At 56.1% G+C, this 26,084-nt stretch carries 25 protein-coding genes; 14 read left to right on the top strand and 11 right to left on the bottom strand.

The window, feature by feature from the left end; translation table 11 throughout:
- Nucleotides 1-24: 24 nt before the first annotated feature.
- Nucleotides 25-186: a hypothetical protein gene (locus tag ACXKZG_RS06550; protein WP_013203255.1), complete on the top strand. Its 162-nt coding sequence runs from the start codon at nt 25-27 to the stop codon at nt 184-186.
- A gap of 119 nt (nt 187-305) precedes the next feature.
- On the opposite strand, the gene ACXKZG_RS06545 is transcribed toward ACXKZG_RS06550, so the two are convergent.
- The 4 genes from ACXKZG_RS06545 to ACXKZG_RS06530 form a co-directional block, all read right to left on the bottom strand.
- Complete coding sequence (locus ACXKZG_RS06545; RefSeq protein ID WP_013203256.1) at nt 306-593, bottom strand: putative periplasmic lipoprotein; 288 nt, start codon at nt 591-593, stop codon at nt 306-308.
- Nucleotides 594-843: 250 nt separating this feature from the next.
- Entirely contained in the window at nt 844-1,650 is an 807-nt protein-coding gene (locus ACXKZG_RS06540) for a hypothetical protein (protein ID WP_346593996.1), read from the bottom strand.
- A gap of 52 nt (nt 1,651-1,702) precedes the next feature.
- Nucleotides 1,703-2,155, bottom strand: a complete 453-nt coding sequence (locus tag ACXKZG_RS06535) for a universal stress protein (RefSeq protein WP_151036839.1) — start codon at nt 2,153-2,155, stop codon at nt 1,703-1,705.
- 12 nt (nt 2,156-2,167) lie between these two features.
- The gene (locus tag ACXKZG_RS06530) at nt 2,168-2,950 is read right to left on the bottom strand and encodes an IclR family transcriptional regulator (RefSeq protein ID WP_013203259.1); all 783 of its coding nucleotides are present in this window, start codon (nt 2,948-2,950) and stop codon (nt 2,168-2,170) included.
- A gap of 167 nt (nt 2,951-3,117) precedes the next feature.
- On the opposite strand from ACXKZG_RS06530, the gene ACXKZG_RS06525 reads away from it, so the two are divergent.
- The 3 genes from ACXKZG_RS06525 (at nt 3,118) to ypdK (ending at nt 6,011) form a co-directional block, all read left to right on the top strand.
- The gene (locus ACXKZG_RS06525) at nt 3,118-4,719 is read left to right on the top strand and encodes an MFS transporter (protein ID WP_105760586.1); all 1,602 of its coding nucleotides are present in this window, start codon (nt 3,118-3,120) and stop codon (nt 4,717-4,719) included.
- A gap of 4 nt (nt 4,720-4,723) precedes the next feature.
- On the top strand, nt 4,724-5,752 hold the full coding sequence (locus ACXKZG_RS06520) for an HlyD family secretion protein (RefSeq protein WP_134824785.1): 1,029 nt from the start codon (nt 4,724-4,726) through the stop codon (nt 5,750-5,752).
- A 187-nt stretch (nt 5,753-5,939) separates the two neighbouring features.
- On the top strand, nt 5,940-6,011 hold the full coding sequence (gene ypdK, locus ACXKZG_RS06515) for a membrane protein YpdK (protein WP_105760737.1): 72 nt from the start codon (nt 5,940-5,942) through the stop codon (nt 6,009-6,011).
- 51 nt (nt 6,012-6,062) lie between these two features.
- Here ypdK and alaC read toward each other — a convergent pair whose 3' ends face one another.
- A complete protein-coding gene (alaC, locus tag ACXKZG_RS06510) occupies nt 6,063-7,298 on the bottom strand; it encodes an alanine transaminase (RefSeq protein ID WP_013203262.1) in 1,236 nt (411 codons plus the stop codon).
- Nucleotides 7,299-7,416: 118 nt separating this feature from the next.
- Nucleotides 7,417-7,944 carry a GNAT family N-acetyltransferase gene (locus ACXKZG_RS06505; RefSeq protein ID WP_471719759.1) on the bottom strand — a complete coding sequence of 176 codons (528 nt, stop codon included), beginning with the start codon at nt 7,942-7,944 and terminating at the stop codon, nt 7,417-7,419.
- Between the two features lie 120 nt (nt 7,945-8,064).
- Here ACXKZG_RS06505 and ACXKZG_RS06500 point away from each other — a divergent pair, with 120 nt between their 5' ends.
- The 3 genes from ACXKZG_RS06500 to ACXKZG_RS06490 all read left to right on the top strand — a co-directional run bounded on the left by ACXKZG_RS06500 (nt 8,065) and on the right by ACXKZG_RS06490 (nt 11,881).
- Entirely contained in the window at nt 8,065-9,303 is a 1,239-nt protein-coding gene (locus tag ACXKZG_RS06500; RefSeq protein WP_488875873.1) for a DUF1479 domain-containing protein, read from the top strand.
- Nucleotides 9,304-9,428: 125 nt separating this feature from the next.
- On the top strand, nt 9,429-11,123 hold the full coding sequence (locus ACXKZG_RS06495; RefSeq protein ID WP_488875872.1) for a LytS/YhcK type 5TM receptor domain-containing protein: 1,695 nt from the start codon (nt 9,429-9,431) through the stop codon (nt 11,121-11,123).
- 26 nt (nt 11,124-11,149) lie between these two features.
- Nucleotides 11,150-11,881 carry a LytR/AlgR family response regulator transcription factor gene (locus tag ACXKZG_RS06490; protein ID WP_013203266.1) on the top strand — a complete coding sequence of 244 codons (732 nt, stop codon included), beginning with the start codon at nt 11,150-11,152 and terminating at the stop codon, nt 11,879-11,881.
- 47 nt (nt 11,882-11,928) lie between these two features.
- On the opposite strand, the gene glk is transcribed toward ACXKZG_RS06490, so the two are convergent.
- Nucleotides 11,929-12,894 carry a glucokinase gene (glk, locus tag ACXKZG_RS06485; RefSeq protein ID WP_013203267.1) on the bottom strand — a complete coding sequence of 322 codons (966 nt, stop codon included), beginning with the start codon at nt 12,892-12,894 and terminating at the stop codon, nt 11,929-11,931.
- A 161-nt stretch (nt 12,895-13,055) separates the two neighbouring features.
- Complete coding sequence (locus ACXKZG_RS06480) at nt 13,056-14,708, bottom strand: alpha-keto acid decarboxylase family protein (protein ID WP_488875871.1); 1,653 nt, start codon at nt 14,706-14,708, stop codon at nt 13,056-13,058.
- 204 nt (nt 14,709-14,912) lie between these two features.
- Here ACXKZG_RS06480 and mgrA point away from each other — a divergent pair, with 204 nt between their 5' ends.
- Both mgrA and ACXKZG_RS06470 read left to right on the top strand, forming a co-directional pair.
- On the top strand, nt 14,913-15,902 hold the full coding sequence (gene mgrA / locus ACXKZG_RS06475) for an L-glyceraldehyde 3-phosphate reductase (protein ID WP_013203269.1): 990 nt from the start codon (nt 14,913-14,915) through the stop codon (nt 15,900-15,902).
- A gap of 155 nt (nt 15,903-16,057) precedes the next feature.
- Complete coding sequence (locus ACXKZG_RS06470) at nt 16,058-16,417, top strand: DUF2502 domain-containing protein (RefSeq protein WP_013203270.1); 360 nt, start codon at nt 16,058-16,060, stop codon at nt 16,415-16,417.
- A gap of 64 nt (nt 16,418-16,481) precedes the next feature.
- Here ACXKZG_RS06470 and ACXKZG_RS06465 read toward each other — a convergent pair whose 3' ends face one another.
- A complete protein-coding gene (locus ACXKZG_RS06465) occupies nt 16,482-17,720 on the bottom strand; it encodes an Nramp family divalent metal transporter (RefSeq protein WP_013203271.1) in 1,239 nt (412 codons plus the stop codon).
- Nucleotides 17,721-18,084: 364 nt separating this feature from the next.
- On the opposite strand from ACXKZG_RS06465, the gene ACXKZG_RS06460 reads away from it, so the two are divergent.
- Nucleotides 18,085-19,275 carry a NupC/NupG family nucleoside CNT transporter gene (locus tag ACXKZG_RS06460; protein WP_488875870.1) on the top strand — a complete coding sequence of 397 codons (1,191 nt, stop codon included), beginning with the start codon at nt 18,085-18,087 and terminating at the stop codon, nt 19,273-19,275.
- Nucleotides 19,276-19,333: 58 nt separating this feature from the next.
- Here the strand turns inward: ACXKZG_RS06460 and ACXKZG_RS06455 are convergent, their stop codons facing one another.
- Together ACXKZG_RS06455 and ACXKZG_RS06450 are read right to left on the bottom strand one after the other, a co-directional pair.
- Nucleotides 19,334-20,650 (bottom strand): NtaA/DmoA family FMN-dependent monooxygenase, encoded by a 1,317-nt coding sequence (locus ACXKZG_RS06455; RefSeq protein ID WP_488875869.1) that lies wholly within the window; start codon nt 20,648-20,650, stop codon nt 19,334-19,336.
- Nucleotide 20,651: 1 nt separating this feature from the next.
- Nucleotides 20,652-21,512, bottom strand: coding sequence for an ABC transporter substrate-binding protein (locus tag ACXKZG_RS06450; protein ID WP_258167029.1), 861 nt, complete (start codon nt 21,510-21,512; stop codon nt 20,652-20,654).
- 306 nt (nt 21,513-21,818) lie between these two features.
- On the opposite strand from ACXKZG_RS06450, the gene ACXKZG_RS06445 reads away from it, so the two are divergent.
- The 4 genes from ACXKZG_RS06445 to ACXKZG_RS06430 are packed head-to-tail and all read left to right on the top strand — an operon-like array spanning nt 21,819 to nt 26,052.
- The gene (locus tag ACXKZG_RS06445; protein WP_488875868.1) at nt 21,819-22,901 is read left to right on the top strand and encodes an LLM class flavin-dependent oxidoreductase; all 1,083 of its coding nucleotides are present in this window, start codon (nt 21,819-21,821) and stop codon (nt 22,899-22,901) included.
- Nucleotides 22,901-23,875: an ABC transporter substrate-binding protein gene (locus ACXKZG_RS06440; RefSeq protein ID WP_488875867.1), complete on the top strand. Its 975-nt coding sequence runs from the start codon at nt 22,901-22,903 to the stop codon at nt 23,873-23,875. The genes ACXKZG_RS06445 and ACXKZG_RS06440 overlap by 1 nt, the downstream gene beginning before the upstream one ends.
- Nucleotides 23,868-24,458, top strand: a complete 591-nt coding sequence (locus ACXKZG_RS06435; RefSeq protein ID WP_134822508.1) for a cysteine dioxygenase family protein — start codon at nt 23,868-23,870, stop codon at nt 24,456-24,458. Before ACXKZG_RS06440 ends, ACXKZG_RS06435 begins: the two co-directional genes overlap by 8 nt.
- Nucleotides 24,451-26,052: a rhodanese homology domain-containing protein gene (locus ACXKZG_RS06430; protein ID WP_488875866.1), complete on the top strand. Its 1,602-nt coding sequence runs from the start codon at nt 24,451-24,453 to the stop codon at nt 26,050-26,052. Before ACXKZG_RS06435 ends, ACXKZG_RS06430 begins: the two co-directional genes overlap by 8 nt.
- The last annotated feature ends 32 nt before the right edge of the window (nt 26,053-26,084 follow it).

Raw genomic sequence — 26,084 nt, 5'->3', positions numbered from 1 at the left:
TGAAAAAGTGAAGGAGCATTCACAATGAAAAAACTTATCAAAGTTGTCTCGGTTCTGGGCGTAATGCTGATGTTGAACGGTTGTATCGTGCATGATGGATATCGTGGCGGACATCACGGCGGCGGTTATCATAACGGGTATCATGGCGGCTATCACCACGGAAATGGCCCGCATCGGGGCTGGTAAGCAGAAATTCTAAGAGGGTGAGGAAACTCATCCTCAAGCGGGCAAAGCCTGCACACGGCAATATAATAAGATCGTTGAAAAAAATATTGGGCGGGAATTTTCCCCGCCCTTTTTTCGTTTTAGCTTTTAATGCTGTAATTACACTGATACCAGGCGTTCATTAATCCAGGTACCCGACTTTCCTGCGGTTTAATCGGTTCCACTTTATCAAACCCGCGTTCTGTACAGTAGCGTTCCACATCCTCTTGCATCGCCATCTTATTGACGGTGGACGGATTAAAACGATACTGCACAGTATTTACCGCAGGATCTTCATCAACTTTTTCAAATGCCCCTGGCTTGCTGGAAGTACAACCGGCTAATACAAATACAGCCAGCGCAACGGCGCCAGTCACTAACTTCTTCATTTTAGCTCCTTCGTTCGGTGCGGCATGATAACAGCCGACTTTCCTGACGCCATCGGAAAATCCCGCATTTGCAGTTTCTTTACCGTGCAAATGCATTGTTTTACCAATTGAATCGATTCAGGAAGCCGTCTGGCGCTATCTGGAAAGGGATGCGATTATCCGTACAGACATCTTTTAATGTCTGCCAACACCATGAATGACTTACAATAACAATGTGTTATGCCCGCGGCGAGCGGGCTTTTTTTTGCGTTTAATTCGCGTTACCGTCGAGAATAATACGTAAAACGTCTGCAGAATTATTAACCGGAAGTGCCAGAACCGACTGATAAAGGTCAATGGTCATATCGCAGAGTTTACCTTTATCAGAACCCGCTTCGGCCGGGGAGTTAAGCGTTTGCAGATCGCTGCCCCACTTGCCATAAAGCGAACGCACGATGGTTTGCAGAGCGGCACGGCCCTTCGCCACATCGACCTGCTGCTGTGCGCCGTGGCTGTGCAGCAGGAAATCATCAATGCTGGCCATCTCTTTGTCGATCAGCGCCTTGGGTAATATTTCTGCGGTGTTAACGCCACCTTCCACCTGAGGGAAAAGGTATTTGAAACAGAGAGCACTGTCCTTCTGCCTGATGACTTTCATTTCTTCCAGCGCTACGGCCATATAATCATGCAGTTGCCGATCGCCGGCATAGCTGATGCGCTGATTCAGCAGGTCTGACAGCATCGGACGTAACCGTTCCAGCGCCTGTTGCTCGCTGTTGCCTTCACGTAAGGCGCGAATAAATTCCTGATCCAACGTCTGGAAAAGTGCCGGCTGCTGATCTTTGATGGTGCGGTAGACCGGCAGCGTCGCCAGACGTTGCTCTGCCGCAGCCAGGCGGGCTTCCTGCTGCTGTTGCGGCGCCACAAAACCAAAGTAATAAAGGTTACCGGCAAACAGCAGCACAAAGGCCAGCAAAACCGCTTTGGCTTTACTGAGGGAACCCCGCTTTGACAACCACGCGAGAAATAAAACGACCAGCAGGCCGCTAATAAAGGAGATGAGTGTAGCCTGGGACATGACAGTAAATACCTGTAGAGGCGGGCCGCGATGCGCGGCCCAATAGGCGGAGTTAATCTAGCCGAACATCCACCAGCACCGGGCAGCTGGCGCGCTCGATCACGGCAGCACTGACAGAGCCCTTCAGCAGACGGTTAAAAGAGGAAAGATGACGGCGGCCCATAATGATCATCGCAGCAGAGAGTTCATTGGCCTGCGCGACGATGGTTTCCGCGGACTCACCGGCCACCACACGCCCGGTGGAGGCGATGCCGGCGCGCTGCAGTTCCGCCAGTGCCTGACGCACCGCGGCTTCAGCGGTGTTTTGCTCATCCAGCGCGCAACCGAAATCATTCGGGTCTTCGCCGGCCTCGATAAGGTAGGTGCCGGTGGTGCTGGCATAGCTGGCATCGATACAGCACAGCACCACAACGTTGGCCTGCAAAGCCTGCGCCTGTTCAGTGGCCAGTGCCACCACCTTGCGGGCTATAGCGGAATTATCAACGGCGACTAAAAGCGTTTTCATTTCCCTCTCCTGTCAGTCACGTAAGGCCGCTTTGCCTATCTCATCCACCAGCGCCTCTTTGCATTTAAGGATCTCTGTACGGTAGAGCGCCTCGTGCTTCTGAAAACGGGTAGACGGAACCAGCAAGCTGATGGAAAAACGGCCCAGAATGGTATCGATCGCCACCGCCATGGTGGAGATCCCTTCCAGCGTCTCGCCCCGATCGTAAGAAAGACCCGTGCGGCGGATCTCTTTAAGGCGTTCAATCAGTTCAGGAAACGCCTTAACGGTCAGATCGGTAATGGCTTCATAGGCATCGCCGACGACGGCGCGAGCCTGTTCATCGCTGTCCAGCGCCAGCAGCGCTTTGCCACCGGAGGTGCTGTACAACGGCAGATTCAGGCCGATGCGCGGAACCACGCGCAGCTCACGATCGGCCACCACATAATGCACGATCGCCAGCTGCAATCCGCTGGCACGCGCCAGAGAAACCGTTTCACCGGTGGCATCGCACAGCGCCTGCAGCCAGGGCTGAGCAATCGCCACCACGTCGGTATGCAGCGTGGCAATGAGCCGAAGCAATGCCGGCCCAAGCCGGACGCCACCCGCGCCGGGACTGCGTACCAGCTGCACCGAATCCAGCGCCGCGACGATGCGTTGCACGGTTGAACGGGGTAAATCCACCGCCTGAGCGATTTCGCCCAGGCTCATGCCGTCGGGACGGTTGCCCAACGCATCCAATATTTTCGCCGCACGAGAGATCACCTGGATCCCCCCAGTGCGCTCATCCTCACGCTGTGTAATAGGGTCAGACATACGCGTTGCTCCTTGCTTGATGACGATACTTTAGCACTTATTTACCGTTCGAGGCAGGCTGTATCGCATTGCAATACACCCATTCACACTGTAAACTCTGCGGCAAATGTACCACAATGCAATACAGTGCATCGTAATTTTATTTCCTTCCTGACGGAGCCCCTGCTATGACTGCTCAACCAGCAGCGCCGCCTGCTCCCCACCCGTTTACCTTGCGTCTGGCGTTGGGACTGGTGGGTGTACTGATCGCTGCGTTGACCTCAGGATTAAACGACCGCGTCACCGACCTGGCGCTGGCCGATGTGCGGGCAGCCATTGGCTTCAGCTATGACCAGGCCAGCTGGATCACCTCGGTGTATCAGGCGGCAGAAGTCGCCGCGATGATGATCGCTCCCTGGTTTGCGGTGACGTTTTCCCTGCGGCGCTTTACACTGACCGTCGCAACCGGCTTTGCGCTGGTGGGTTTATTGCAGCCTTTCGCACCCACGCCTTCTTTATTTATCGCGTTACGCGTGATCCAGGGGATTTTTGGTGGCGCGCTGCCGCCGATGCTGATGACCGTGGCACTGCGTTTTCTGCCGCCGCCGATCAAGCTTTATGGTCTGGCTGCCTATGCCTTAACCGCCACCTTCGGCCCCAACATTGCCGCGTCGCTGGCGGCATTCTGGACCGATTCGGTCGGCTGGCAGTTCGTCTTCTGGCAGGTGATCCCGCTGATCCTGATCGCCAACCTGTTAATTGGCTGGGGAATTCCGCAGGATCCCACCCGCTTTGAGCGTTTTAAACAGATCGATTTGTTCGGCATGTTGACCGGCACCAGCGGTATTGCGCTGTTAATCCTGTCGCTGAGCCAGGGCGAACGCCTTGACTGGTTTGCCTCGCCGCTGATTAGCGGCATGATGCTCAGCGCCTTTGCCTTGCTGATCGTCTTCCTTATCAACGAGTGGTATCACCCGCTGCCGCTGTTTAAGTTGCAGATGCTGGAGCGCCGGAATCTGACCCATGGCTTGCTGGTGCTGGCGGGCGTGCTGATGGTGTCGCTGTCCGGCTCGGCTCTGCCGTCGGGGTACTTCGGTCAGGTCAGTGGATTCCGCACGGTGCAGTTCGCGCCGCTGGCCCTGACCATCGGTTTGCCACAGCTGATCATTGCGCCCTTTATGGCGGCGTTACTCAATCGGCGCTGGATAGACTGCCGCTGGATGCTGGCCTGCGGCGCGGCGTTGATGATCATCTCCTGCCTGATGGGCATGCAGTTGACTGACGACTGGGCGCGACAGAACTTCTGGCTGATCCAACTGCTGCAAGCCTTCGCCCAGCCGATGCTGATCCTGCCGGTATTGATGAGCGCCACCAGCGTGGTTCTGCCACCGGAAGGGCCTTTTGCCTCGGCCATGTTTAACACCGTGCGCGGTTTTTCCAGCGTGGCGGCCAGCTGTCTGGTGGAGAATTTCCTGACCCACCGCGAGAAGTTTCACTCGCATACGCTGGTCGATAACCTGGGCAATCGTCCGTGGCTGATGACCGCGGACACCTCTGCCAGTGCCAGCAGCCTGACGCCGTTATTGCCGGATGGCAGCGCCAGCTCAACAGAAAATCTGAGCCACTTCGCCACGCTGCTCAAGCATCAGGCGGTGATCCTTAGCATCAGCGATGCCTATCTGCTGATCATTGGTTTTGCCCTGCTGATGGTGCTGTTGACCGTCTGGCTACCCAAGCGTGTTTATCCGCCGCAAACCCTTTTACAACAAGCCGCAAAAGCAACGAGATAATAATATGAGCTTCACACCTGCCAAAAGAACCTTAATGTTAGTGCTGCTGCTAGCGATCCTGCTGGGCATCGTGTTTTTTGTCTGGTCAGCAATGAATCGCCACCAGTCACGCACCGATGACGCCGTGGTGACCGCGGACTACACGCTGGTTGCGCCAAAAGTGTCGGGGTATATCCGCACCGTTAACGTCAGCGATAACCAGGCGGTTAAGGCCGGTGCCCTGCTGGCGACCATCGATGACCGCGATTATCGCGTCGCGCTGGAAACCGCAGAAGCCAACCTGCAGGTCAGCCAGGCCAAGCTCACCAGCGTTCAGGCGCAGCTCGATCAGCAGCAGGCGACCATAGCGCAGAATGATGCGGCGGTCAGCTCCAGCGAAGCAACGCTGAACTATGCCGGACAGAATGCCGAGCGTTATCGCCGCCTGCTAAAAAGCGGCACCACCACCGCCGACGAGCAGCAGAAAACCAACGCCTCAATGCGTGAAGCCTCGGCTCAGCTGCGTCAGAGTCAGGCCGCTGCCCTCGCCTCACGCAAGCAGGTGGGTATTTTGCAGGCCAGTATCAAACAGGCTGAAGCCGATATCGCCGCGTCAACCGCCAGTGTCGATCAGGCGCGCCTGAACCTGTCGTACACCACCATTACGGCGCCGATTGATGGTTCAGTGGGTCAACGCTCGGTCCGTCAGGGCGCTTGGGTGGCCGCCGGAACCCGCCTGCTGGCGGTGGTTCCCTTGCACCAGACCTACGTTGTGGCGAATTTCCTCGAAACTCAGCTGACCGACGTCAAGCCAGGCCAGCCGGTTTCCGTTGAGGTTGATGCGCTGCCGGGCGTGACGTTACGCGGGCATGTCGACAGTATTGCTCCGGCCACCGGTTCCACCTTCGCGGCAATCACGGCTGATAATGCCACGGGTAACTACACCAAGGTGGTGCAACGCCTGCCGGTGAAGATTGTGTTTGAACCGGGCCAGGCCGATGTGGCGCGTTTGCGGGTTGGGATGTCGGTGATCCCGTCCATCGAGACGCCGTAATCGCAACGATTCATAGCACAATCGGCTTTATTTTGCGAAACAGAGCGGGTAAATTAGCGAACGATCCTGCCATAAGCTTCTTATGGCTACCTGATACGGTAGGGCGTAACTGTCTGCCGTATCGTATCTGTTCGCGTTACGCAGGCCCGGGATCGCCCCAGACGTAGGCGCTCAGAGGAGTTTTGCGGTGAAATATGCTTTGATGGGGATCTCTTTTATCCTGCTACTTTGGGTTGGCACCTTCTATCTGATGGTTTAACCCTGCCAGGGCTGATTAAGCGGGTCAGGCCACACGGCCTGACCCCAGTCCTTACGCTTCTTCTTCGTTCAGCTTCGTTGCGCCTGGCAAAATGCCATCCGCGCGGAACATCGATTTAATGCCTCTCACCGCCTGACGAATACGGTCGCTGTTTTCAATCAACGCAAAGCGCACGTGGGTATCACCGTAATCACCAAAGCCAATGCCCGGCGAGACGCAAACCTTGGCTTCCTGCAGCATATGCTTGGCGAACTCCAGCGAGCCCATCTGTGCGTAATGATCGGGGATTTTCGCCCAGACGTACATCGAGGCTTTCGGGATTTCGACCATCCAGCCCGCTTCATGCAGCCCTTTCACCAGCACATCACGACGACGTTTATACTGCTCGGCAATGTCCTTCACGCATTGCTGATCGCCTTCCAGCGCTGCAATGGCGGCGACCTGAAGCGGAGTAAAGGTGCCGTAATCGTGATAGCTTTTGATTCGCGCCAGTGCCGCCACCAGCTCTTTGTTGCCAACCATAAAGCCAATACGCCAGCCGGCCATGTTGTAGCTTTTCGACAGGGTGAAGAACTCAACGGCGACATCACGCGCGCCCGGCACTTCCATAATCGACGGAGCTTTCCAGCCGTCATAGACGATGTCGGCATAGGCCAAATCGTGGATCACCAGAATGTTGTATTGCTTCGCCAGCGCAATCACGCGCTCGAAGAAATCTAACTCAACGCACTGCGCGGTTGGGTTAGACGGGAAGCCGAGGATCATCATTTTCGGCTTTGGATAGCTTTCACGGATCGCCCGCTCCAGCTCGGTAAAGAAGTCGACGCCCGCCACCAGCGGCACGGAACGCACCTGCGCGCCGGCAATCACCGCACCGTAAATATGAATCGGATAGCTTGGGTTCGGCACCAGCACGGTATCACCGTGATCCAGCGTGGCCAGCATCAGATGCGCCAGGCCCTCTTTTGAGCCGATGGTGACAATCGCTTCAGACTCGGGATCGATATCCACCTGATAGCGGTCTTTATACCAGTGTGAAATGGCCCGACGCAGGCGCGGAATACCGCGCGAGGTAGAGTAGCCGTGAGTATCGTCACGCTGAGCGACAGCACAGAGTTTTTCCACGATATGCGGCGGCGTAGGGCCATCGGGGTTACCCATACTAAAATCGATGATGTCTTCGCCACGACGGCGTGCGGCCATTTTCAGTTCGGCCGTGATGTTAAACACGTAAGGGGGAAGACGTTCAATGCGGGAAAAACGGCGTGGTGAGCTGTTGTCAGCCATAGATACCTCTGATTTACGTTAGCGCCCGGACCATCCGAGCGACGCTGACCAGAAACTGGTCGAACAACGAACATAACGTAGAGTCCGCTGCCCTGTCGAGAGGCGGGATAAAATATTTTCAGGCGTCGCTTTTCAGCTTTCCAAACACCCAATCGTTCACCCATTGCCCGCGTAACAGATAATTATCCCGTAGGGTGCCTTCAAGGATAAAACCGTTTTTCTCCAGCACCCGCCGCGAGGCCCAGTTGCCTTCCACCACCTGCGCTTTGAGTTTATGAAACTCACAATGTTCGAAAAGATAGCCCGCCAGCGCGCCTAATGCCTCGCTGCCATAGCCATGGCCAAAGTGCTCGCTAAGGAAGGAATAGCCCACTTCGGCCTGGCGATACGGTGCCCACTCGGCGTTGGCGCCAATCAGCCCAAGGATCTCACCGCTGCTTTTCAAGCGGACAGTCAGGCACAGCATATGAAAACTGGTGACCTGCCACGGGGCCAGACGATCGTGAAAACGCTGGCGGATATCGGCCAGCTGCGGCACGGCGCTGATAAATTCCATGCTGGTTTTATCGGTATGGACCCGATGGAAAAGTTGCCAGTCTTCCGGCTTTAACCCTTTCAGCTCCAGCCGTTCGGTAAACAGATGCATAGTGTCCTCACAAAAGGGGAAGTCTCGCACAAACTTAGCCCCTTTTAATTTCCGCTTTTAAACGCTGTAATTCACATCAACCCTACATAACCATAACGAGAGTGTTACAGGAGAATCGCCATGTCTTCCCTCAACATTGATAACATCCCGCAGGCCGTTGCGGATATTAAACGTCAGCTGCGCAAGGCACTGCCGAACTATGCAGACGTATTTGCTGAAGTTGATGCCAACATCCGCCAGCAAATTGCCGAACTGAATGCGCAGCAGCAACGCGGTGAAAATCCCGTGCCGCAGCTGGATGCCGAAGATATCCTTCAGCACCGCGTCACCCGCCAGCAAAAAGCGCAGATCCTGCAACGTGGCTGTTGCGTCATCCACGGCGTTTTTCCACAGGAACAGGCCGAGGCCTGGAATCAGGAAGTCGGTAACTACCTTGACCGTAATAACTTTGTCGAGCGCCTGAAGCATGCGGCGGAAGACAACTATTTTGGCGATCTCAAACAGGGTAAACCGCAGATTTACGGCATCTACTGGTCGAAGCCGCAGGTTGAAGCCCGCCAGCACGCGCGGATGAACGCGGTACAGGTATTCCTGAATACGCTGTGGCAAACCGAAAGTCACGGCAAGCAGCATTTCGACCCTGCGCGCATCGTCAGCTATGCCGATCGCACGCGTCGCCGTCCCCCGAACTCGGGTTCACTTGGCCTGTCGCCGCACATTGATGGCGGCTCGCTTGAACGCTGGCTGGATGAGAATTTCCGCCACGTTTACCGTCACGTGTTCAGCGGCAACTGGCAGCAATATAACCCATTCGATGGAGAAATGCGTACCGAGGTGCGTGAATTTGCGTCACCGGCCGTATGCTCAATGTTCCGCACCTTTCAGGGCTGGACGGCGCTTTCGCCGCAGCGTAAACATGGCGGTACGCTGAACCTGCTGCCGGTAGCAAACGTGATGGCGTGGATCCTGTTGCGTGCCATCCAGGATGATGTGCCGGAAGACGATCTCTGTGGCGCGGCGCCGGGCCGCGCACTCTCGATCAGTGAAAAATGGCATCCCCTTTTGCTGACTGGGATTTCCGCAATTCCTGATATGGAAGCCGGCGATACCGTATTCTGGCACTGCGATGTCATTCATTCGGTTGAAAATGAACATCAGGGCGATTTCGACAGCAACGTGATGTACATTTCTGCCGCGCCCTGGTGTGCGAAAAATGCAGCCTACCTGCAGCGTCAGTGGCCAGCCTTTATTGAGGGCCGCTCGCCGCCGGACTTTGCCGCCGATGATTTCGAAGTGGACTTTGTCGGCCGCGCAACGGAAGCCGAATTGACCGAACTGGGCAAATCCCAGATGAAATAGCCCATCAGAGATTGATCTGGACAGGCATCGGCGCAAATCACTGCGCCGATGCCTGGCACATCCCGCCCGCTTTCCTTATCATAGCCCTTTCCCCTCTTCCCTCCGCCGAGGCGCCCGTGCACTCGATGTTTGAAATGCTGTTAGCCGTGCTGGACCGCGCCGCGCTGATGCTGATCTGCCTGTTCTTCATGACCCGCACGCGCCATTTCCGGCAGCTGCTGCAAAAAGACGAGCATTCACGCCAGGAACTGATCGCCGTTACCGCCATCTTTTCGCTATTTGCCCTGTTTGGTACCTGGAGCGGCATCAACGTTGATGGCTCGCTGGTTAACGTCCGCACCATCGCGATTATGTCCGGCGGCATTCTGTTTGGGCCCTGGGTCGGAATAGTTACCGGCGTGATTGCCGGCCTGCACCGTTTCCTGATCGATGTTCATGGCGTGACCTCGGTGCCTTGCCTGATCACCAGCATCATCGCCGGCGTGGTTTCCGGCTATATCAACCTGAAAGTGGTAAAAGAGAAGCGCTGGAGCGTGGGCATTCTCGGCGGCATGCTGTGTGAATCCCTGACCATGATCCTGATTGTCGTCTGGTCACAGCCCACTACCTTAGGCATTGAAATCGTCTCGGAAATCGCGGTGCCGATGATCCTCGGTGCGGTAAGCATCGGGTTGATTGTGCTGTTAATCCAGAGCGTTGAGGGCGAAAAAGAAGCCATTGCCGCCAGGCAGGCCAAGCTGGCACTGGAGATTGCCAACAAAACCCTGCCGCTGTTCCGGCATGTCAACAGCCAGTCGCTGCGTCAGGTGTGCGACATTATCCGCAATGATATCAATGCCGATGCGGTCGCCATCACCAACAAAAACCAGATCCTCGCCTATGTCGGCGTTGGCGAAGCGAATTACCACAACGGTGATGACGCGATCAGCCCGACCACCGCCCGTTCGATCGCCAACGGCGAGATCATCATCAAGAATAACGACGAGGCGCACCGCACGCCGGAAATTCACTCGATGATTGTGATCCCACTGTGGGAAAAAGGGGAAGTCACCGGCACGCTGAAAATTTACTATCGCCATGCGCACCGCATCACCTGGTCGCTGAAAGAGATGGCGGTAGGCCTGTCGCAAATTATCTCCACCCAGCTGGAAGTGTCCCGCGCCGAGCAGCTACGTGAAATGGCGAACAAAGCCGAACTGCGCGCGCTGCAAAGCAAAATCAACCCGCATTTCCTGTTCAATGCGCTGAATGCCATCTCCTCCTCAATCCGCATGAATCCGGATACCGCGCGGCAGCTGATCACCAATCTCGCGCGCTACCTGCGCTATAACCTTGAGCTGAACGATGATGAGATCATCGATATCAAGAAAGAGCTGTATCAGGTTAAGGATTATATCGCCATTGAACAGGCGCGTTTTGGCGACAAGCTGACGGTAATCTACGACATTGATGAAGACGTCAACTGCGCGCTGCCCAGCCTGCTGCTTCAGCCGTTGGTTGAGAACGCCATCGTGCATGGCATCCATCCCTGCCGTGGAAAAGGCGTGGTGACCATCAGCCTGAAAGACCAGGGCGACCGGATCCGCATCGCCGTTCGCGATACCGGCAATGGCATTAGCGAAGAAGTGATGGCGCGGGTGGAAAGTAATGAGATGCCCGGCAATAAAATCGGCCTGCTCAACGTTCATCACCGCGTAAAGCTGCTTTACGGCGAAGGTCTGCATATTCACCGGCGCAATCCGGGCACCGAAATCGCCTTTTATATCAGTAAAAACGGCACGGCTTTGCCGGCCACTGAAAGCGTCTCTTTACGGGCGTAATGCCCTGCTAACTCCGGGAAAATGATGTGAAAGCGATAATTGTTGAAGATGAGTTTCTGGCCCAGCAAGAGCTGAGCTGGCTAATCAGACAACACAGCCAGCTGACGCTTGAGGCCACGTTTGACGATGGTCTGGACGTGCTGAAGTATCTGCAAAGCCACCAGGTTGACGTGATTTTTCTCGATATTAATATTCCGTCACTGGACGGCGTGCTGCTGGCGCAGAACATCAGCAAGTTCGCGCAAAAGCCGCTGATCGTCTTTATCACCGCCTATAAGGAACATGCGGTGGATGCCTTTGAGCTGGAAGCGTTCGATTACATCCTCAAGCCCTATCATGAGATGCGCATTATCACCATGCTGCGCAAGGTCGAAAATACGCTGCAGCAGGCCGCGCACCAGAGCAATCCGGAAGCCGTCCGCAGTTCGGTACATACCATTAACCTGGTCAAGGATGAGCGGATTATCGTCACCGATATCAACGACATTTATTATGCCGAAGCCCATGAAAAGATGACCTTTGTCTACACCCGGCGGGAAGAGTATGTGATGTCGATGAATATCACCGAATTCTGTAGCAGGCTGCCGGAAGAGGCCTTTTTCCGCTGCCATCGATCGTATTGCATCAATCTCAGCAAGATCCGCGAAATCGAACCCTGGTTTAATAACACCTACATGCTGAAACTGCGGGATTTGGAATTTCAGGTGCCGGTCAGCCGCAGCAAAGTCAAAGAGTTTCGCCAGCTGATGCGGTTATAGAGGAAGGAAGCAAGATCAGGGCCGGGAAACTGGCCCTGTTACCACTGTTACAGCACGCTGCCCAGCGTCTGACGCAGGTGCGCGCCGGCACCCAGCAAGCCTGGCTGATCATGAGTGATCAGGAATACCGGAATATTCTGCACGTAATCCTTAAAGCGGCCTTTGTCTTCAAATGCGGCACGGAAGCCGGACGACTTAAAGAATTCCAGGAAGCGAGGCACGATACCGCCGGCGATATACACCCCGCCAAAGGTACCGAGGTTCAGCGCCAGGTTGCCACCAAAGCGGCCCATGATCACGCAGAACATCGCCAGTGCACGGCGGCAATCGGTGCAGCTGTCATCCAGCGCACGTTGCGACACGTCTTTCGGCTTCAGGTTTTCCGGCACCCGGTCATCTGATTTAACAATCGCCCGATACAGATTCACCAGGCCAGCACCAGACAGCACGCGCTCGGCAGAGACGTGGCCCAGTTCCGCACGCAGCACTTCGAGGATCAGGTCTTCTTCTTCACTGTTAGCAGCGAAATCGACGTGACCGCCCTCGCCCGGCAGGCTGACCCAGCGCTTATCAACGTGAACCAGGTGAGCAACGCCCAGACCGGTCCCTGCGCCGTAGACCGCAACAGGCTTGTCGTTGACCGCTTTGCCGCCACCAAACTGCATCACATCGTCTGCGGACAGCATCGGGATGGCCATAGAAACGGCGGTAAAGTCGTTGATGATCTCCAGGTGCTCAAAGCCGAGGTTAGCTTTCATTTTACTGGTGGAGAACGCCCAGTCATGGTTGGTCATCTCGACCCAGTCGTCAGTGATTGGACAGGCAATAGCGATACAGCCGTCGGTAATCTCCTGCTTCTGTTCGTCAAGATAGAAGCGGATCACAGCTTCAAGGCTGTCGTAGTCTGCTGTGGAGAAAGTTTTGGCTTGTGAAAGGGCACCGTTTTCTACTTCACACAGTGCCAGGCGGGCATTCGTGCCGCCAACATCACCTACCAAAGCATACTTAGTCATTATTGTTTTGCTCCGCTTACGTCATTTAAACACACTATAAATTTCCCCCACTCAAACAACAACGCCTCCCCGGTCAAAACAGGCACGCGAGGCACGTTAATCGACTACCTTACCTGCCCGCGACGTCCTTGCCCACGGGCATCAATCTGAATTCTGTAACATTATGCAGAATTTCGTTTATTTAGAGCTTCACAGACCGCCTGCAACAGCGGCGGCACGTCCAGCGGTGGCAGTACCACCTCCACCAGCGACAGGCGATCGCTTTGCGCGATAACCTTCATCACTTCAACCAGTTGCACCGTTTGCTCCACCCGCCAACTCTGCGCGGCGCAGTTCAGGCTCAGCGCCTGCGGCAGCTGCGTCCAGTTCCAGGCGGCAATATCATTGTAGCGTTGATGCTCGCCATGGATCGCCCGCTCGACAGTATATCCTGCATTATTCAGGATAAAGATGACGGGTTTCATACCATCCCGCAGCATCGACCCTAATTCCTGGATGGTCAGTTGAGCCGATCCATCGCCGCTAAGCAGCACCACCCGACGATCGGGACAGGCAACCTGCGCGCCATAAGCGGCGGGTAACGTATAGCCAATCGATCCCCACAGCGGCTGACTGATAAAGGTCACGCCTTCAGGCAGCCTTAACGCCGCTGCGCCAAAAGCCGAGGTGCCCTGGTCGGCCAGCACAATATCACCAGGCTTAAGAAAATGCTGTATTGCCTGCCAGAAACTGTCCTGCGTGAGCGCGTCTGACGGCACATCGTTGAGCGGCGGAGGCGAAACCTCGGGTTCAGGCCATTGCGCGGCATAACGTTTAACCAGCGGCTGCAGCGCGGTTAATGCGGCGCTCATCGGCAACGGGGTAAAGGTCTTGTCCCCAATGCGGCTGGATGAAAGCCCGATAGCGAGTGTTTTGCCGCTGTCGATATTTTGCGTGAATCCGGCGGTGATGGTGTCGGTATAGAGCACGCCCACGGTAATCAGCACGTCGGCCTGCTCAATAATTTGCTGGGTGTGACCGGCACTGGCAGCACCGGCATAGGTTCCGGCAAAACCGGTATGCTGCTCGGGGAGCACGCCCTTACCCATCAATAAGGTGGCAAACGGCATCGGCGCATCGGTTAACAACTGTTTAAGCTTGCCCTGCTGCTGCGCCCGGTCGGCGAGGAAGTCCGCCAGCATGGCGACGTTTTTTGCCCCCGCCAGCAGTTGGTCGGCCGCATCAGCAAAGGCGGCGACGGTCGCCGCATCGCAGGGCCGTTCTGTCGCCAATGACGTGGCGGCTGGGGTGATTTTTGCCACCGCCACATCGGTTGCTAAGTAAAGGTAGACCGGACGGCGTTCATGTAAGGCGGCGATCAGCAGGCGGTCGATCTCTTCCACGGCGTTCTCTGGCGTTAATATTGTCTGGGCGACCGTCACCTCCTGCGACATGCGCATAAAGTGGCGATAGTCACCGTCACCCAGCGTGTGGTGCAGCAGCAGACCTTCGCGGGCGGCGGCCGTTGCAGGCGCACCGACAATATGAATAACCGGCAAGTATTCGGCATAGCTCCCTGCCACGCCGTTTAACGCACTCAGCTCACCGACGCCAAAGGTGGTCAGTAACGCCGCCGCGCCGTGGCAGCGCGCATAGCCATCGGCCGCGTAGGCGGCATTTAACTCATTGGCGCAGCCAACCCAACCAATCTCGCTGCTGGTAATAACATCATCGAGAAACTGCAAATTGTAGTCACCCGGCACGCCGAACAGATGCCCAATCCCGGCTTCCCATAAACGCGACAGCAGGTACTCCCCAACGGTAAGACTTTGCATAGCTCTTTCTCCACAGTTGTCCTCAGCAAAGTATTAGCGATATTTTTCAATGCGCAGCACAGTGGCAGGCTGCCGCAGTGGCAAGCTGTCGTTACGCCTCGGAATTATCCTCAAGTTGCGATCTACCGCGCGAACCGGTTCGGTGTAACCGTATACACTGCTATGCTTTCCCGGAAACCGACCTCTACTGAACAGGATTTATTCATGGTTTATCAGGCAGATGCAGAACGTTATCAGAAAATGACCTATCACCGCAGCGGACGGAGTGGCCTCAAGCTACCGGCAATTTCGTTAGGCTTATGGCATAACTTCGGCGACAGCACCCGCGTGGATAACAGCCGTCAGCTGCTGCGCCATGCATTTGATAACGGTATCACTCATTTCGATCTGGCTAACAACTACGGTCCACCACCGGGTTCAGCTGAAGAAAACTTTGGCCGCATCCTGCGGGAAGACTTTGCGCCGTACCGTGATGAGCTGATCATTTCGTCCAAAGCGGGTTACACCATGTGGGACGGCCCTTATGGTGACTGGGGTTCGCGTAAATATCTGATTGCCAGCCTGAACCAGAGCCTGAAGCGGATGGGACTCGATTACGTCGATATCTTCTATCACCACCGTCCAGATCCTGAAACGCCGCTGGAAGAGACGATGGGCGCACTGGACCACATTGTGCGTCAGGGCAAGGCGCTGTATATCGCGCTGTCCAACTATCCGGCTGAACTGGCGGCAGAAGCCATTGGCATCCTCAAGCAGCTCGGCACGCCATGTCTGATCCACCAGCCGAAATACTCGATGTTCGAGCGTGCGCCAGATAACGGTCTGCTGGACGTGTTGATAAAAGAAGGCGTCGGCAGCATTGCCTTCTCCCCATTGGCTGGCGGCGTGTTGACCGACCGCTACCTGAACGGTATCCCGGAAGATTCGCGCGCGGCCAGCGGCAGCCAGTTCCTCAGCGGCGACCAGTTGACCCCGGAGAAAATGGAGAAGGTGCGTCAGCTGAACGCGATGGCGCAGGAGCGTGGGCAGAAACTGTCTCAGATGGCGCTGGCCTGGGTGCTGCGGGAAAACCGCGTGACCTCGGTGCTGATTGGTGCCAGTAAAACCAGCCAGATTGATGATGCGGTTGGCATGCTGCAGAAGCGTGATTTCAGCCAGGCTGAACTGCAAAAAATCAGCAGCATTCTCGGCTAAACCCGTCCCGCCGCGCCCTGCGGCGGGATCGCTCCAGATAAATCTCAAATCTCCCCGGCAGGCAGTTTTTCGGAATCCCCCAGGCGAAACGGCAACAAACTCTTTATAATCTTGGCTGCACAGCGGAGCAGGTGAGCCGTTGATAAGGAGATCCAATGAAACGTTTATTACTTGTTGCCACCTTAGTGGCAAGTTTATCCCCGTTGGCAATGCACACAGCGCAGGCTGACAACGCAAATATCACCTTAGCTCCTGGCGTCTCGTTACATATTGGTGACCGCGATCCGCGCGGTAATTACTGGGACGGCGGCCGCTGGCGCGATGGGCACTACTGGCGCAGCAACTACCGTTATGATGAAGGCCGCTGGTGGCGACACGAGCAGTGGCGCAGGCATGAAGAGATGCGCCGTCGTCACGAATGGGAGCGGGAACGCAGATGGCACGATCGCGAACGTCATCGCGAATACCGTCATCATGAAAGAGAGCGTCATCACGACCACGATCATCGCCATTAAGCGATCAAAAAAGCCGACCTGTTAAGGTCGGCTTTTTTATCGGCTGCGCAGTAATGAAGTCGGCTTACAACCCCATGGCCATCGCCACCAGCAGATACAGATTCAGCGCCACCACCACCAACACAATCACCTTGCCTGCCAGCTGCATCGGGCGTGAGTTCACCATATCGCCCATCAGCTCGCGGTTGCCGGTAAAGGTCAGCAGCGGGATTAACGCCAGCGCGATACCGAAGCTCAGCAGTACCTGACTCATCACCAGGATACGTGTCGGCTCCCATCCGGCAAGGATCACGATAAAGGAAGGCAGCATGGTCACCACGCGGCGCACCAGAATCGGAATGTGAATATGGACGAAGCCCTGCATCACCACCTGCCCGGCCATGGTGCCCACCACGGTGGAAGAGAGTCCGGCAGCCAGCAGGCTCAGACCAAACACCAGCGCCGCTGCGCGACCCAGCAGCGGATCCAGCGTCAGGTAAGCCTGATCCAGATCGGCAATGCCGGTATGACCGCTAAAGTGGAACGCGGCCGCCGCCGTGGCCATCATCGCCAGATTGACGAAGCCGGCAATGGTCATCGCAATCGCCACATCCAGTTTGGTTGACGAGTAGCGCTGTTCACGCGAGCCGCCGTCGGGATTTTGCGTTAACGAGGAGTGCAGATAGATCACGTGCGGCATAATTGTCGCGCCCAGCACGCCCGCCGCCAGTAACACCGCATCGGCGGTTGGCAGCGAAGGCACGGCCAGTCCCTGCATCAGATCGGTAATCTTCGGCTGTGAGAAGAACAGTTCGATGACGTAAGCCGCCGCGACAAACAGCAGCAGGCCACCAATCACCAGTTCCAGCGGCTTTTTACCGTGGTTTTGCAGCATCAGGATCAGGAAGGTGACCACGCCGGTGAGCACCGCGCCCTGCAGCAGACTGACGCCGAAAATCAGCTTGAAGCCAATCGCCGCCCCGATGAATTCCGCCAGGTCGGTCGCCATGGCAATAATTTCAGCCTGCACCCAGTAAAACCAGACGGCAGGACGCGGGAAACGATCGCGGATATGTTCAGCGAGGTTTTTCCCGGTAGCGATGCCGAGTTTGGCAGACATCAGCTGGATCACCATCGCCATAATGTTGGCCCACACCACCACCCACAGCAGCGTATAGCCATAAGAGGCGCCGGCCTGAATATTGGTGGCAAAATTGCCGGGATCGATATAACCGATAGCCGCGATAAACGCAGGGCCCATCAACGCAAATTTGATTTTGCGCGATCCGCGAACCGTTTGTTCTACTGTGCGGCCTTCAAACATAGTTAGTCCCCTAAACACCTGAAGAGATCATTGTCTTTTAAATGATAATGATTATCAAGCGCATTTGAGTGGGTTTTGCATATCGCTCTGATAGCCAGTACTAAGAAATATAGCAAAGGCTATACCTTGATTTCAAACTACTCCATAGCTAAAAAATGAGCAATCACTTTTCGTGCGCCGGTAAAAGCTTAACCTTCCGATGCGTGGGGTGTTTTTTTAAACAGTATCAGGATGTGATCAATCAGGGGATTCTGTCGGGAAGGGTGATAGGTAATTGTTATATTGTGTTCTAGATCTCGTTTTTCAGTTTCTTGTTACATAGAATGTGCAGCGAAATATAACATCCTTCAAAAATGGAGCACACATGTCAGGCATTTTTCATTTTGCTTTGGCGCTGGTGATGGTAGCCGTGCTGGCCTTACTGGTTAGCACCGATCGGAAAAACATCCGCGTACGTTTTATTATACAGCTTCTGGTTATCGAAGTGCTGCTTGCGTGGTTCTTCCTTAACTCTGAAGTGGGTCTTGGCTTCGTTAAAGGGTTTGCGGGTCTGTTCGACAAATTGCTGAGCTATGCAGCACAAGGGACTAATTTCGTTTTCGGCAACATGAGTGATAAAGGCCTGGCATTCTTCTGGCTCAATGTTCTCTGCCCTATCGTGTTTATCTCTGCACTGATCGGGATTTTGCAGCACTTCCGTATCCTGCCGATTGTTATTCGCGCCATCGGTACCGTGCTGTCAAAAATCAACGGCATGGGCAAGCTGGAATCTTTTAACGCCGTGAGCTCGCTGATTTTAGGTCAGTCAGAGAACTTCATTGCCTACAAAGATATCCTCGGAAAAATGTCTCAGCGCCGCATGTACACCATGGCGGCAACGGCGATGTCTACCGTATCAATGTCAATTGTGGGCGCGTACATGACCATGATTGATCCGAAATACGTGGTGGCCGCGCTGGTACTGAACATGTTCAGCACCTTTATCGTGCTGTCGATCATCAACCCATACAGCGTCGACAGCGAAGAAGAACTGACGCTGGGCGCTCTGCACAAAGGGCAGAGCTTCTTTGAGATGCTGGGTGAATACATCCTGGCCGGTTTCAAAGTTGCGGTGATCGTCGCGGCGATGCTGATTGGCTTTATTGCGCTGATTTCAGCGATTAACGCCCTGTTCGATTTCGTCTTCGGCATCAGCTTCCAGGGTGTGCTGGGTTACGTCTTCTACCCGTTTGCCTGGGTGATGGGCGTGCCGGCAGGTGAAGCGCTGAAAGTGGGTAGCATCATGGCAACCAAACTGGTGTCTAACGAGTTTGTGGCGATGATGGATCTGCAAAAAGTGGCGGCTGAACTGTCACCACGCGGCGTCGGCATCCTCTCCGTGTTCCTGGTCTCTTTTGCGAACTTCTCGTCTATCGGGATTGTGGCAGGCGCGATCAAAGGCCTGCACGAAGAGCAAGGTAACGTGGTTTCCCGCTTCGGCCTGAAACTGCTGTACGGCTCAACGCTGGTGAGCGTGCTCTCTGCTTCCATTGCAGGATTAGTGCTGGCCTGGTAACACGCCAGAACGAAAAAAGGCGAACCTGTGATGGGTTCGCCTTTTTTTTACTCGTCGTTCAGCGAGGCGTGACCAGCGGTAAATCCAGATGGTCGCGCAACGTGGTTCCCTGATAGCCCTGCCTGAAGGCACCGCGCTTTTGCAGTTCCGGGATGACCCGTTCAGCAAAATTATTCAACGAGGCCGGCATATCAGCGGGCATCAGCACGAAACCGTCGCAGGCTTTGGCCTCTACCCAGGCAATCATCTCGCTGGCAATCTGTTCTGGCGTGCCGGCAATCACCTTAAATGAGGCGCTGGCCGCATAGGCTTTCGCCACTTCGGCCAGCGTTTTCCCCTCTTTCCTTGCCTGAGAAATCACGTACTCAAAGCGCCCTTTGCTGCCGCTGATTTTGTCGAAGATATCCGGGAATATGTCGTTTTCATCATGCTGGGACAAATCGTAATTCATGCTGGCAGACATAAAGCTCAACCCGGCTAACGGATTGACCAGTTCATCCAGCCGACGGCGCTTCTCTTCCGCCTCCTGCTGCGTTGCGCCCACAATCGGCATCAGGCCGGGCAGCACTTTACAGGCTTGCGGTGGACGACCCAAGGCGGCCATCTCCTGCTTAAACTGCTGATAAAATTGCTGCGCGCGCGCCATGTCGGGTTGAACGGTGAAAATCACCTCTGCCACCCGGGCGGCAACCTTTTTAAAATCCTCCGAGACGCCCGCCAGGATCTGCACCGGCCTACCCTGCGGCGAGGCGGCGACGGTCAGCGGCCCTTTGATATGGAAATGCTCGCCGTGAAAATCGGTATAGCTGACCTTTTCCGGATCCATATAAACGCCGCTCTCCTGGTCGGCCACCAGCGCACCAGGCTGCCAGCTGGCAAGCAGCTGATGCACCGCATCGATAAACTCTCCCGCACGCTGATAACGCGCCTGATGGCCTAAATGCTGCTGGCGGCTGAAATTGCGTGCTTCGCCATCATTGGTCGAGGTCACCGCGTTCCAGCCCATTCTGCCGGCGCTAAAATGATCGATTGTGGCGATGGTGCGGGCAGTATGGAAAGGCTCACCGTAGGTGGTCGATACGGTAGCGCCTAAGCCAATGCGATCGGTAAACAGGCTCAATGCGGTCAGCAGCGCCATCGGTTCCGGACGGGCATAACCCGGACGCGACTGAAGGGTGCTGGCGATGTCGTTACCGTAAATATCATCGATCGACAGTTTGTCGGCGATAAATGCGAAATCAAATCCGGCCTGCTCGGCTTTTTTCACCAGCGTCAGCCAGGTCTGCAGCTGCATCGGATCGTTATTTTGCGCCTCAGGATGCCGCCAGCCTCCGGCGTGCAACCCGGTGTCGCTGAGATAAAGCGCCAGATGCATGCTATTTCCCCTGCGAAAGGCTGAGGTCAATAAAGGAAGCCGCCTTCAGCGGTGCCGGGATCAGGCCATTTTTCACGTAGAAATCGGCGGTATTTTGCTGCACCGCAACCACGTCCTGACTGTTGGTGTCGACGGAGTTCACTTCGCGCTTCACCTTTGCCAGCGCCACGTCCTGCGGGATCCTTAACAGTTTGCTGATGGAGGCCGCATAGGCGTCAGGATGCTGGATGCCCCAGGCGCGGGCACGGCTCAACCGCTGCGTGAAGTCGGCCAGTTCGGCCTTCTTGCTGGCAATGGCGGCGTTGCTGGCCACCAGATAGTTGAGGGCCGGATAGTCTTTACCGTCCGCCAGGATCTGTGCGCCTGACTGGTGCGTGGCAAACGACACGTAAGGTTCCCAGGTGGAAACCGCATCGACGCCACCCTGATCCAGCACCAGCGTCGCTTCTGCTGGCGTGGTAAAGACAAAGCTGACCTGCTTAGGATCGACACCGGCTTTTTGCAGCGCCTGCAAAGCCAGGTTGTGCCCGGATGAACCTTTGACCGTCGCAATGCGTTTGCCAATCAGATCCTTCACGCTGTGAATCGGGCTACCCTTTTTGACGATAATGGCGTTGCCGGCATAGCGCGTCGCCAGGATCCCTTTGGCATCCAGCCCTGCCGCCACGGCGAAAGTTAAGGGTGCATCCCCCACCGAACCGGCATCTATTGAACCTGCGCGCATCGCTTCCAGCAACGGTGCGGCGTTAGCAAACTCATGCCAGTCCAGCGTATAAGGCGTGTTGTTTAACTCGCCGGAGGCTTCAAGGATCGCCCGCGCATTGCCCCGCTGGTCGCCAACTGAAAGCGTATTCGCAGCCAAAACGGGCGCCGTGACCGCCGCGAGAAGTACAGCAAGTGCAGAAAGAGAAAGGGTTTTCATCTGGTGTCTCAATAAGGAGAAAACCCGAGACTAACACCGGCTTTTTTAGAACCTAAATGCATTTATTGCGCATAATTTATGCAAAATGAACATAACGAGCGGCACGCTCACCGTCGGTTGCCTGCGACTGAGTAATAGCTGTATTTGCGCAAAGCTTCGCAGATTAATGAATTTCACACTCCCGCCCATCAACTATACGGTTTTCTCTCTGCCGGCGTTTACCGGCCCTCACCTGGAGAGAACCTGATGAGCATTCAATTCCTCGGTATGATTGGCCATCGCCTGGCGTCCGAAATCATTCCTGCCAGCGGTCCGCTATTCAATAAACAGTACATTGCAGACTTTGCCCGTGCTCATGAGCAGGCCGGTTTCGATCGGGTGTTGGTCGGCTACTGGTCCGATCAACCGGATGGTTTTCTGGTCACTGCGCATGCCGCCGCCAACACCTCAACATTGAAATTCCTGCTGGCCCACCGTCCGGGCTTTGTCTCGCCGACGCTGGCAGCCCGTAAACTCGCTACCCTCGATCAACTCACCGATGGCCGCCTGGCGGTGCATATCATCAGCGGCGGCAGCGATGTTGAACAACGCCGTGATGGTGATTTCCTTAACAAGACCCAGCGCTATGAGCGCACCGATGATTTCCTGAGCGTATTAAGGCAGAGCCTCACTTCCGACACGCCATACGATCACCAGGGCGAGCATTATCAGGTTGAGCAGGCGTTTTCGGCGGTGAAGCCACAGCAAAGCGCGCTGCCGATCTATTTCGGCGGCTCCTCGCCTGAAGCGATCAAAGTGGCAGGTCGTCATGCGGACGTGTTCGCCCTTTGGGGTGAACCGCTGGCCGGTGCCGCAGAAACCGTGCGGACGGTGCGTGCAGAAGCCGCCAGACAGGGCCGCAAGATTGGTTTCAATATCTCCTTCCGCCCGATTATTGCCGCCACGGAGAAAGAAGCCTGGGAAAAAGCCGAGCATATCCGCGAAGTCGCCCGCAAAAAGCTGATTGAATCCGGCCATGATTTTGGTTTGCCGAAGCCGCAAAGCGTCGGCGCGGCCCGCCTGATGGCCGCCGCCAATGAAGGGGAACGCCTCGACAAATCCCTGTGGACCGGCATCGCTAAACTGGTTGGCGGCGGTTATAACTCCACCTCACTGGTCGGTACGCCGGACCAGGTCTCCGACGCGCTGCTGAAGTATTACGACCTGGGCATTGAAAGCGTGCTGATCCGCGGCTTCGATCCGCTGAACGATGCGCTGGATTACGGCCGTGAACTGATCCCGCTGACCAGAGAGAAAGTCGCGGCCCGCAAAGTGGCAAGGAGTGCCTGATGCGTTTTCCTTTTTTACTGGCAGTCGTACTGTCATCGCTCGCCACCTCAGCGCTGGCGGAGAAAGTCACCCTGCGGCTGGGCGATGTGAAAGGCGATCGCTTTATTTCGCTGCGCGAGTCCGGGCAGTTAAAAGACCTGCCTTATGATTTGAAGCTCACCTCTTTCGATTCCGGCGCACCGGTGCAGGAAGCGCTGAACGCGGGCGCGTTGGACGTGGGATTCACCGGCGATCTGCCGTTCTTATTTGTGTATGCCGCCGGCGCACCGGTAAAAGCGGTGGGTGCCTGGCAAAACAACCCTGACAGCATTGCCTTACTTACCCGCCCGGATTCGGGCATCCACAGCTTAAAAGATCTGAAGGGCAAACAAATTGCCGTCAACCGTGGCGGCTGGGGCCACTATCTGTTGCTGGGTCTGCTGGACAGAGCCGGCCTGAAACCCTCTGACGTTACGCTGCGCTTCCTTGGGCCGGTTGATGGACGTGCCGCGCTCGCCAGTCATTCTGTCGATGCCTGGGCCACCTGGGAACCGTACGTCTCTTCCGCCGTGGTGGTCGATCAGGATGTGTTAGTGCCGCAGGGCGGCGGCAAAGGGATCCTGTCCGGTTACTCCTATGCCTTAGCCCGTGAAGAAGCGCTGAAGGATCCAGGCAAACGCAAGGCGATAGCCGACCTGCAGGCACGGCTGGCAAAAGCGCAAATCTGGGCGCAGCACCATCCTGAGGCCTTCGCTAAGGCACTGTCGACCTCACTGGGCATGCCAGAGAACATCACCCAACGCTGGATTGCCAGTGCGCAGATCCGCCCGGTGGAATTCACGCCAAAGCTGGCGGATTCCCTGCAGCAATCCGCCGATTTTTTCTATAAAAATCATGTGCTGCCGAAGTCGATTGATGTCCATCAGGCCTTCGATTACAGCCTCTCCAGCCAATCCAATCAGCTGGCCTTAAGCCAGGAGGCAAAACATGAGTGAGTTGAACAGCGCTCGCCTGCGCGAGTTTGTCGGTAGCCTGGCCACGCTGGTGGATGAACAGCCGCAGGAAGCCGATCTGCTTCATCGCGGCAGCCAGCTGCTGCATCAGCTCATCGCCCATGATGACTGGCTTCCCGAGGCGTTTGCCCAGCCAAATCCGGCCCGCTACCAGCAGTATTTGCTGCATGCCGATGCCCGCCAACGGTTTTCGGTGGTCAGCTTTGTCTGGGGCGCAGGGCAATCGACGCCGGTGCATGACCATCGCGTCTGGGGATTAATTGGCATGCTGCGCGGCGCGGAAATTTCACAGAATTTCATCCGCGATGCGCGCGGGTTATCGCCACATGGCGATCCGGTGCGGCTGGATCCCGGCACGGTTGAAGCGGTCTCGCCGCAGGTCGGCGATATTCACCGGGTCAGCAACGCTTTCAGCGATCGCACCTCCATCAGTATTCATGTTTATGGCGGCAATATCGGCGCAGTTCAGCGCGCGGTTTACAGCGAAACCGGCGAAGAAAAACCGTTTATTTCCGGCTATAACAACGCGTATTTACCTAATATTTGGGATCTTTCACATGGTTGATCATTTACTCCACACCCGCAGTTTTCACGACATCCGCCAGGCGTTGCTTCAGCAGCAGGAGCTGGCGTTAATTGACCTGCGGGAAGAGGCGCAGTATGCCGAAGGCCATCCGCTGTTTGCGGTAAACATTCCGCTGTCAAAGCTGGAACTGGAGATCCTTAACCGGGTACCGCGCTTTGCCACGCCGATTACCGTCTATGACAACGGCGAAGGGCTGGTGGCGCTGGCCATTGAGCGCCTGAAAGACTTCGGCTATGCCAACGTCGCCCTGCTGGAAGGCGGCCTGCAAGGCTGGAAGGATGCAGGCGGTGAACTGTTTATCGATGTTAACTCGCCAAGCAAAGCCTTTGGTGAGCTGGTCGAGAGTCGGGTGCACACCCCGTCGCTGCCCGCGGAAGACGTTCAGGCGTTATTAAACAGCGGTGAACCGGTGGTGGTGCTGGACAGCCGTCGATTCGATGAATATCAGACCATGAGCATTCCTGGCAGCATCAGCGTGCCGGGTGCAGAACTGGTGCTGCGGATGCAGGATTTGGTTCCTTCGCCAACCACAACGGTTATCGTTAATTGCGCGGGCAGAACCCGCAGCATTATCGGTACGCAGTCGCTGGTGAATGCCGGGATTACCAACCCGGTATTTGCGCTGCGAAATGGCACCATCGGCTGGACGCTGGCCGGACAACCGCTGGAGCATGGCCAGAGCCGACGCTTTGGTGAAAGCAGCGAGACGGCCAAAGCCCAGGCCGCGCAACGCGCCCGCCATGTCGCTGACCAGGCAGGCGTCAAGCGTCTGACGCGGGCGCAGCTGCAGCAATGGCAGCAGGATCACGCCCGGACGCTGTATCTGTTTGATGTCCGCGATCCTGAAGAATATGCCGCCGGTCATTTGCCCGGTTCACGATCGGTGCCGGGCGGTCAGCTGGTGCAGGAGACGGATCACACCGCCAGCGTGCGCGGCGCACGCATCGTGCTGATTGATAACGACGGTGCACGCGCCAATATGAGTGCGTCCTGGCTGGCGCAGTTGGGCTGGGATGTGTCGGTACTGGATGGATTGGTTGAGCACGATTTCAGCGAGCAAGGCCCTTGGGTAGCGAAAGTCCCTGCCCTGCCAGAGCAGGAAGAGGTTTCACCCGCCGTGCTGGCGGACTGGCTGAATACGCCCGGTACCCAGGTATTGGACTTCACCACCAGCGCTAACTATGTTGCCAGCCATATTCCGGGCGCAGCATGGCTGCAGCGCGGTTTACTGACGCAGAAAGGCCTGCAGGCACTGCCCGCCGCCGATCGGTATGTGGTGACCTGTGGCAGCAGTTTGCTGGCACGCTATGTCGTGGAAGAGTTGCAGCAGCTTAGCGGCAAGCCGGTCAGCGTGCTGACGGGCGGCAATGCGGCGTGGAGAGCGGCAGGTTTACCCATAGAACAGGGTGAAACGCAGCTGTTACAGCCAAGAAGCGATCGCTATCGTCGCCCGTATGAAGGCACGGATAATTCTGCCGACGCGATGCAGGCGTATTTAGACTGGGAGTTTGGGCTGATTGCGCAGTTAGATCGCGATGGAACGCATGGATTTACGGTGCTTGAACTGAAATAAAACGGATGCTGGGGGAGAGTGAAGCAAGAAAG

Source organism: Erwinia sp. 2186, assembly GCF_057812255.1.
Note: the sequence above shows the minus strand (reverse complement) of the source record. Positions and strands in the feature narration are given on the sequence as shown.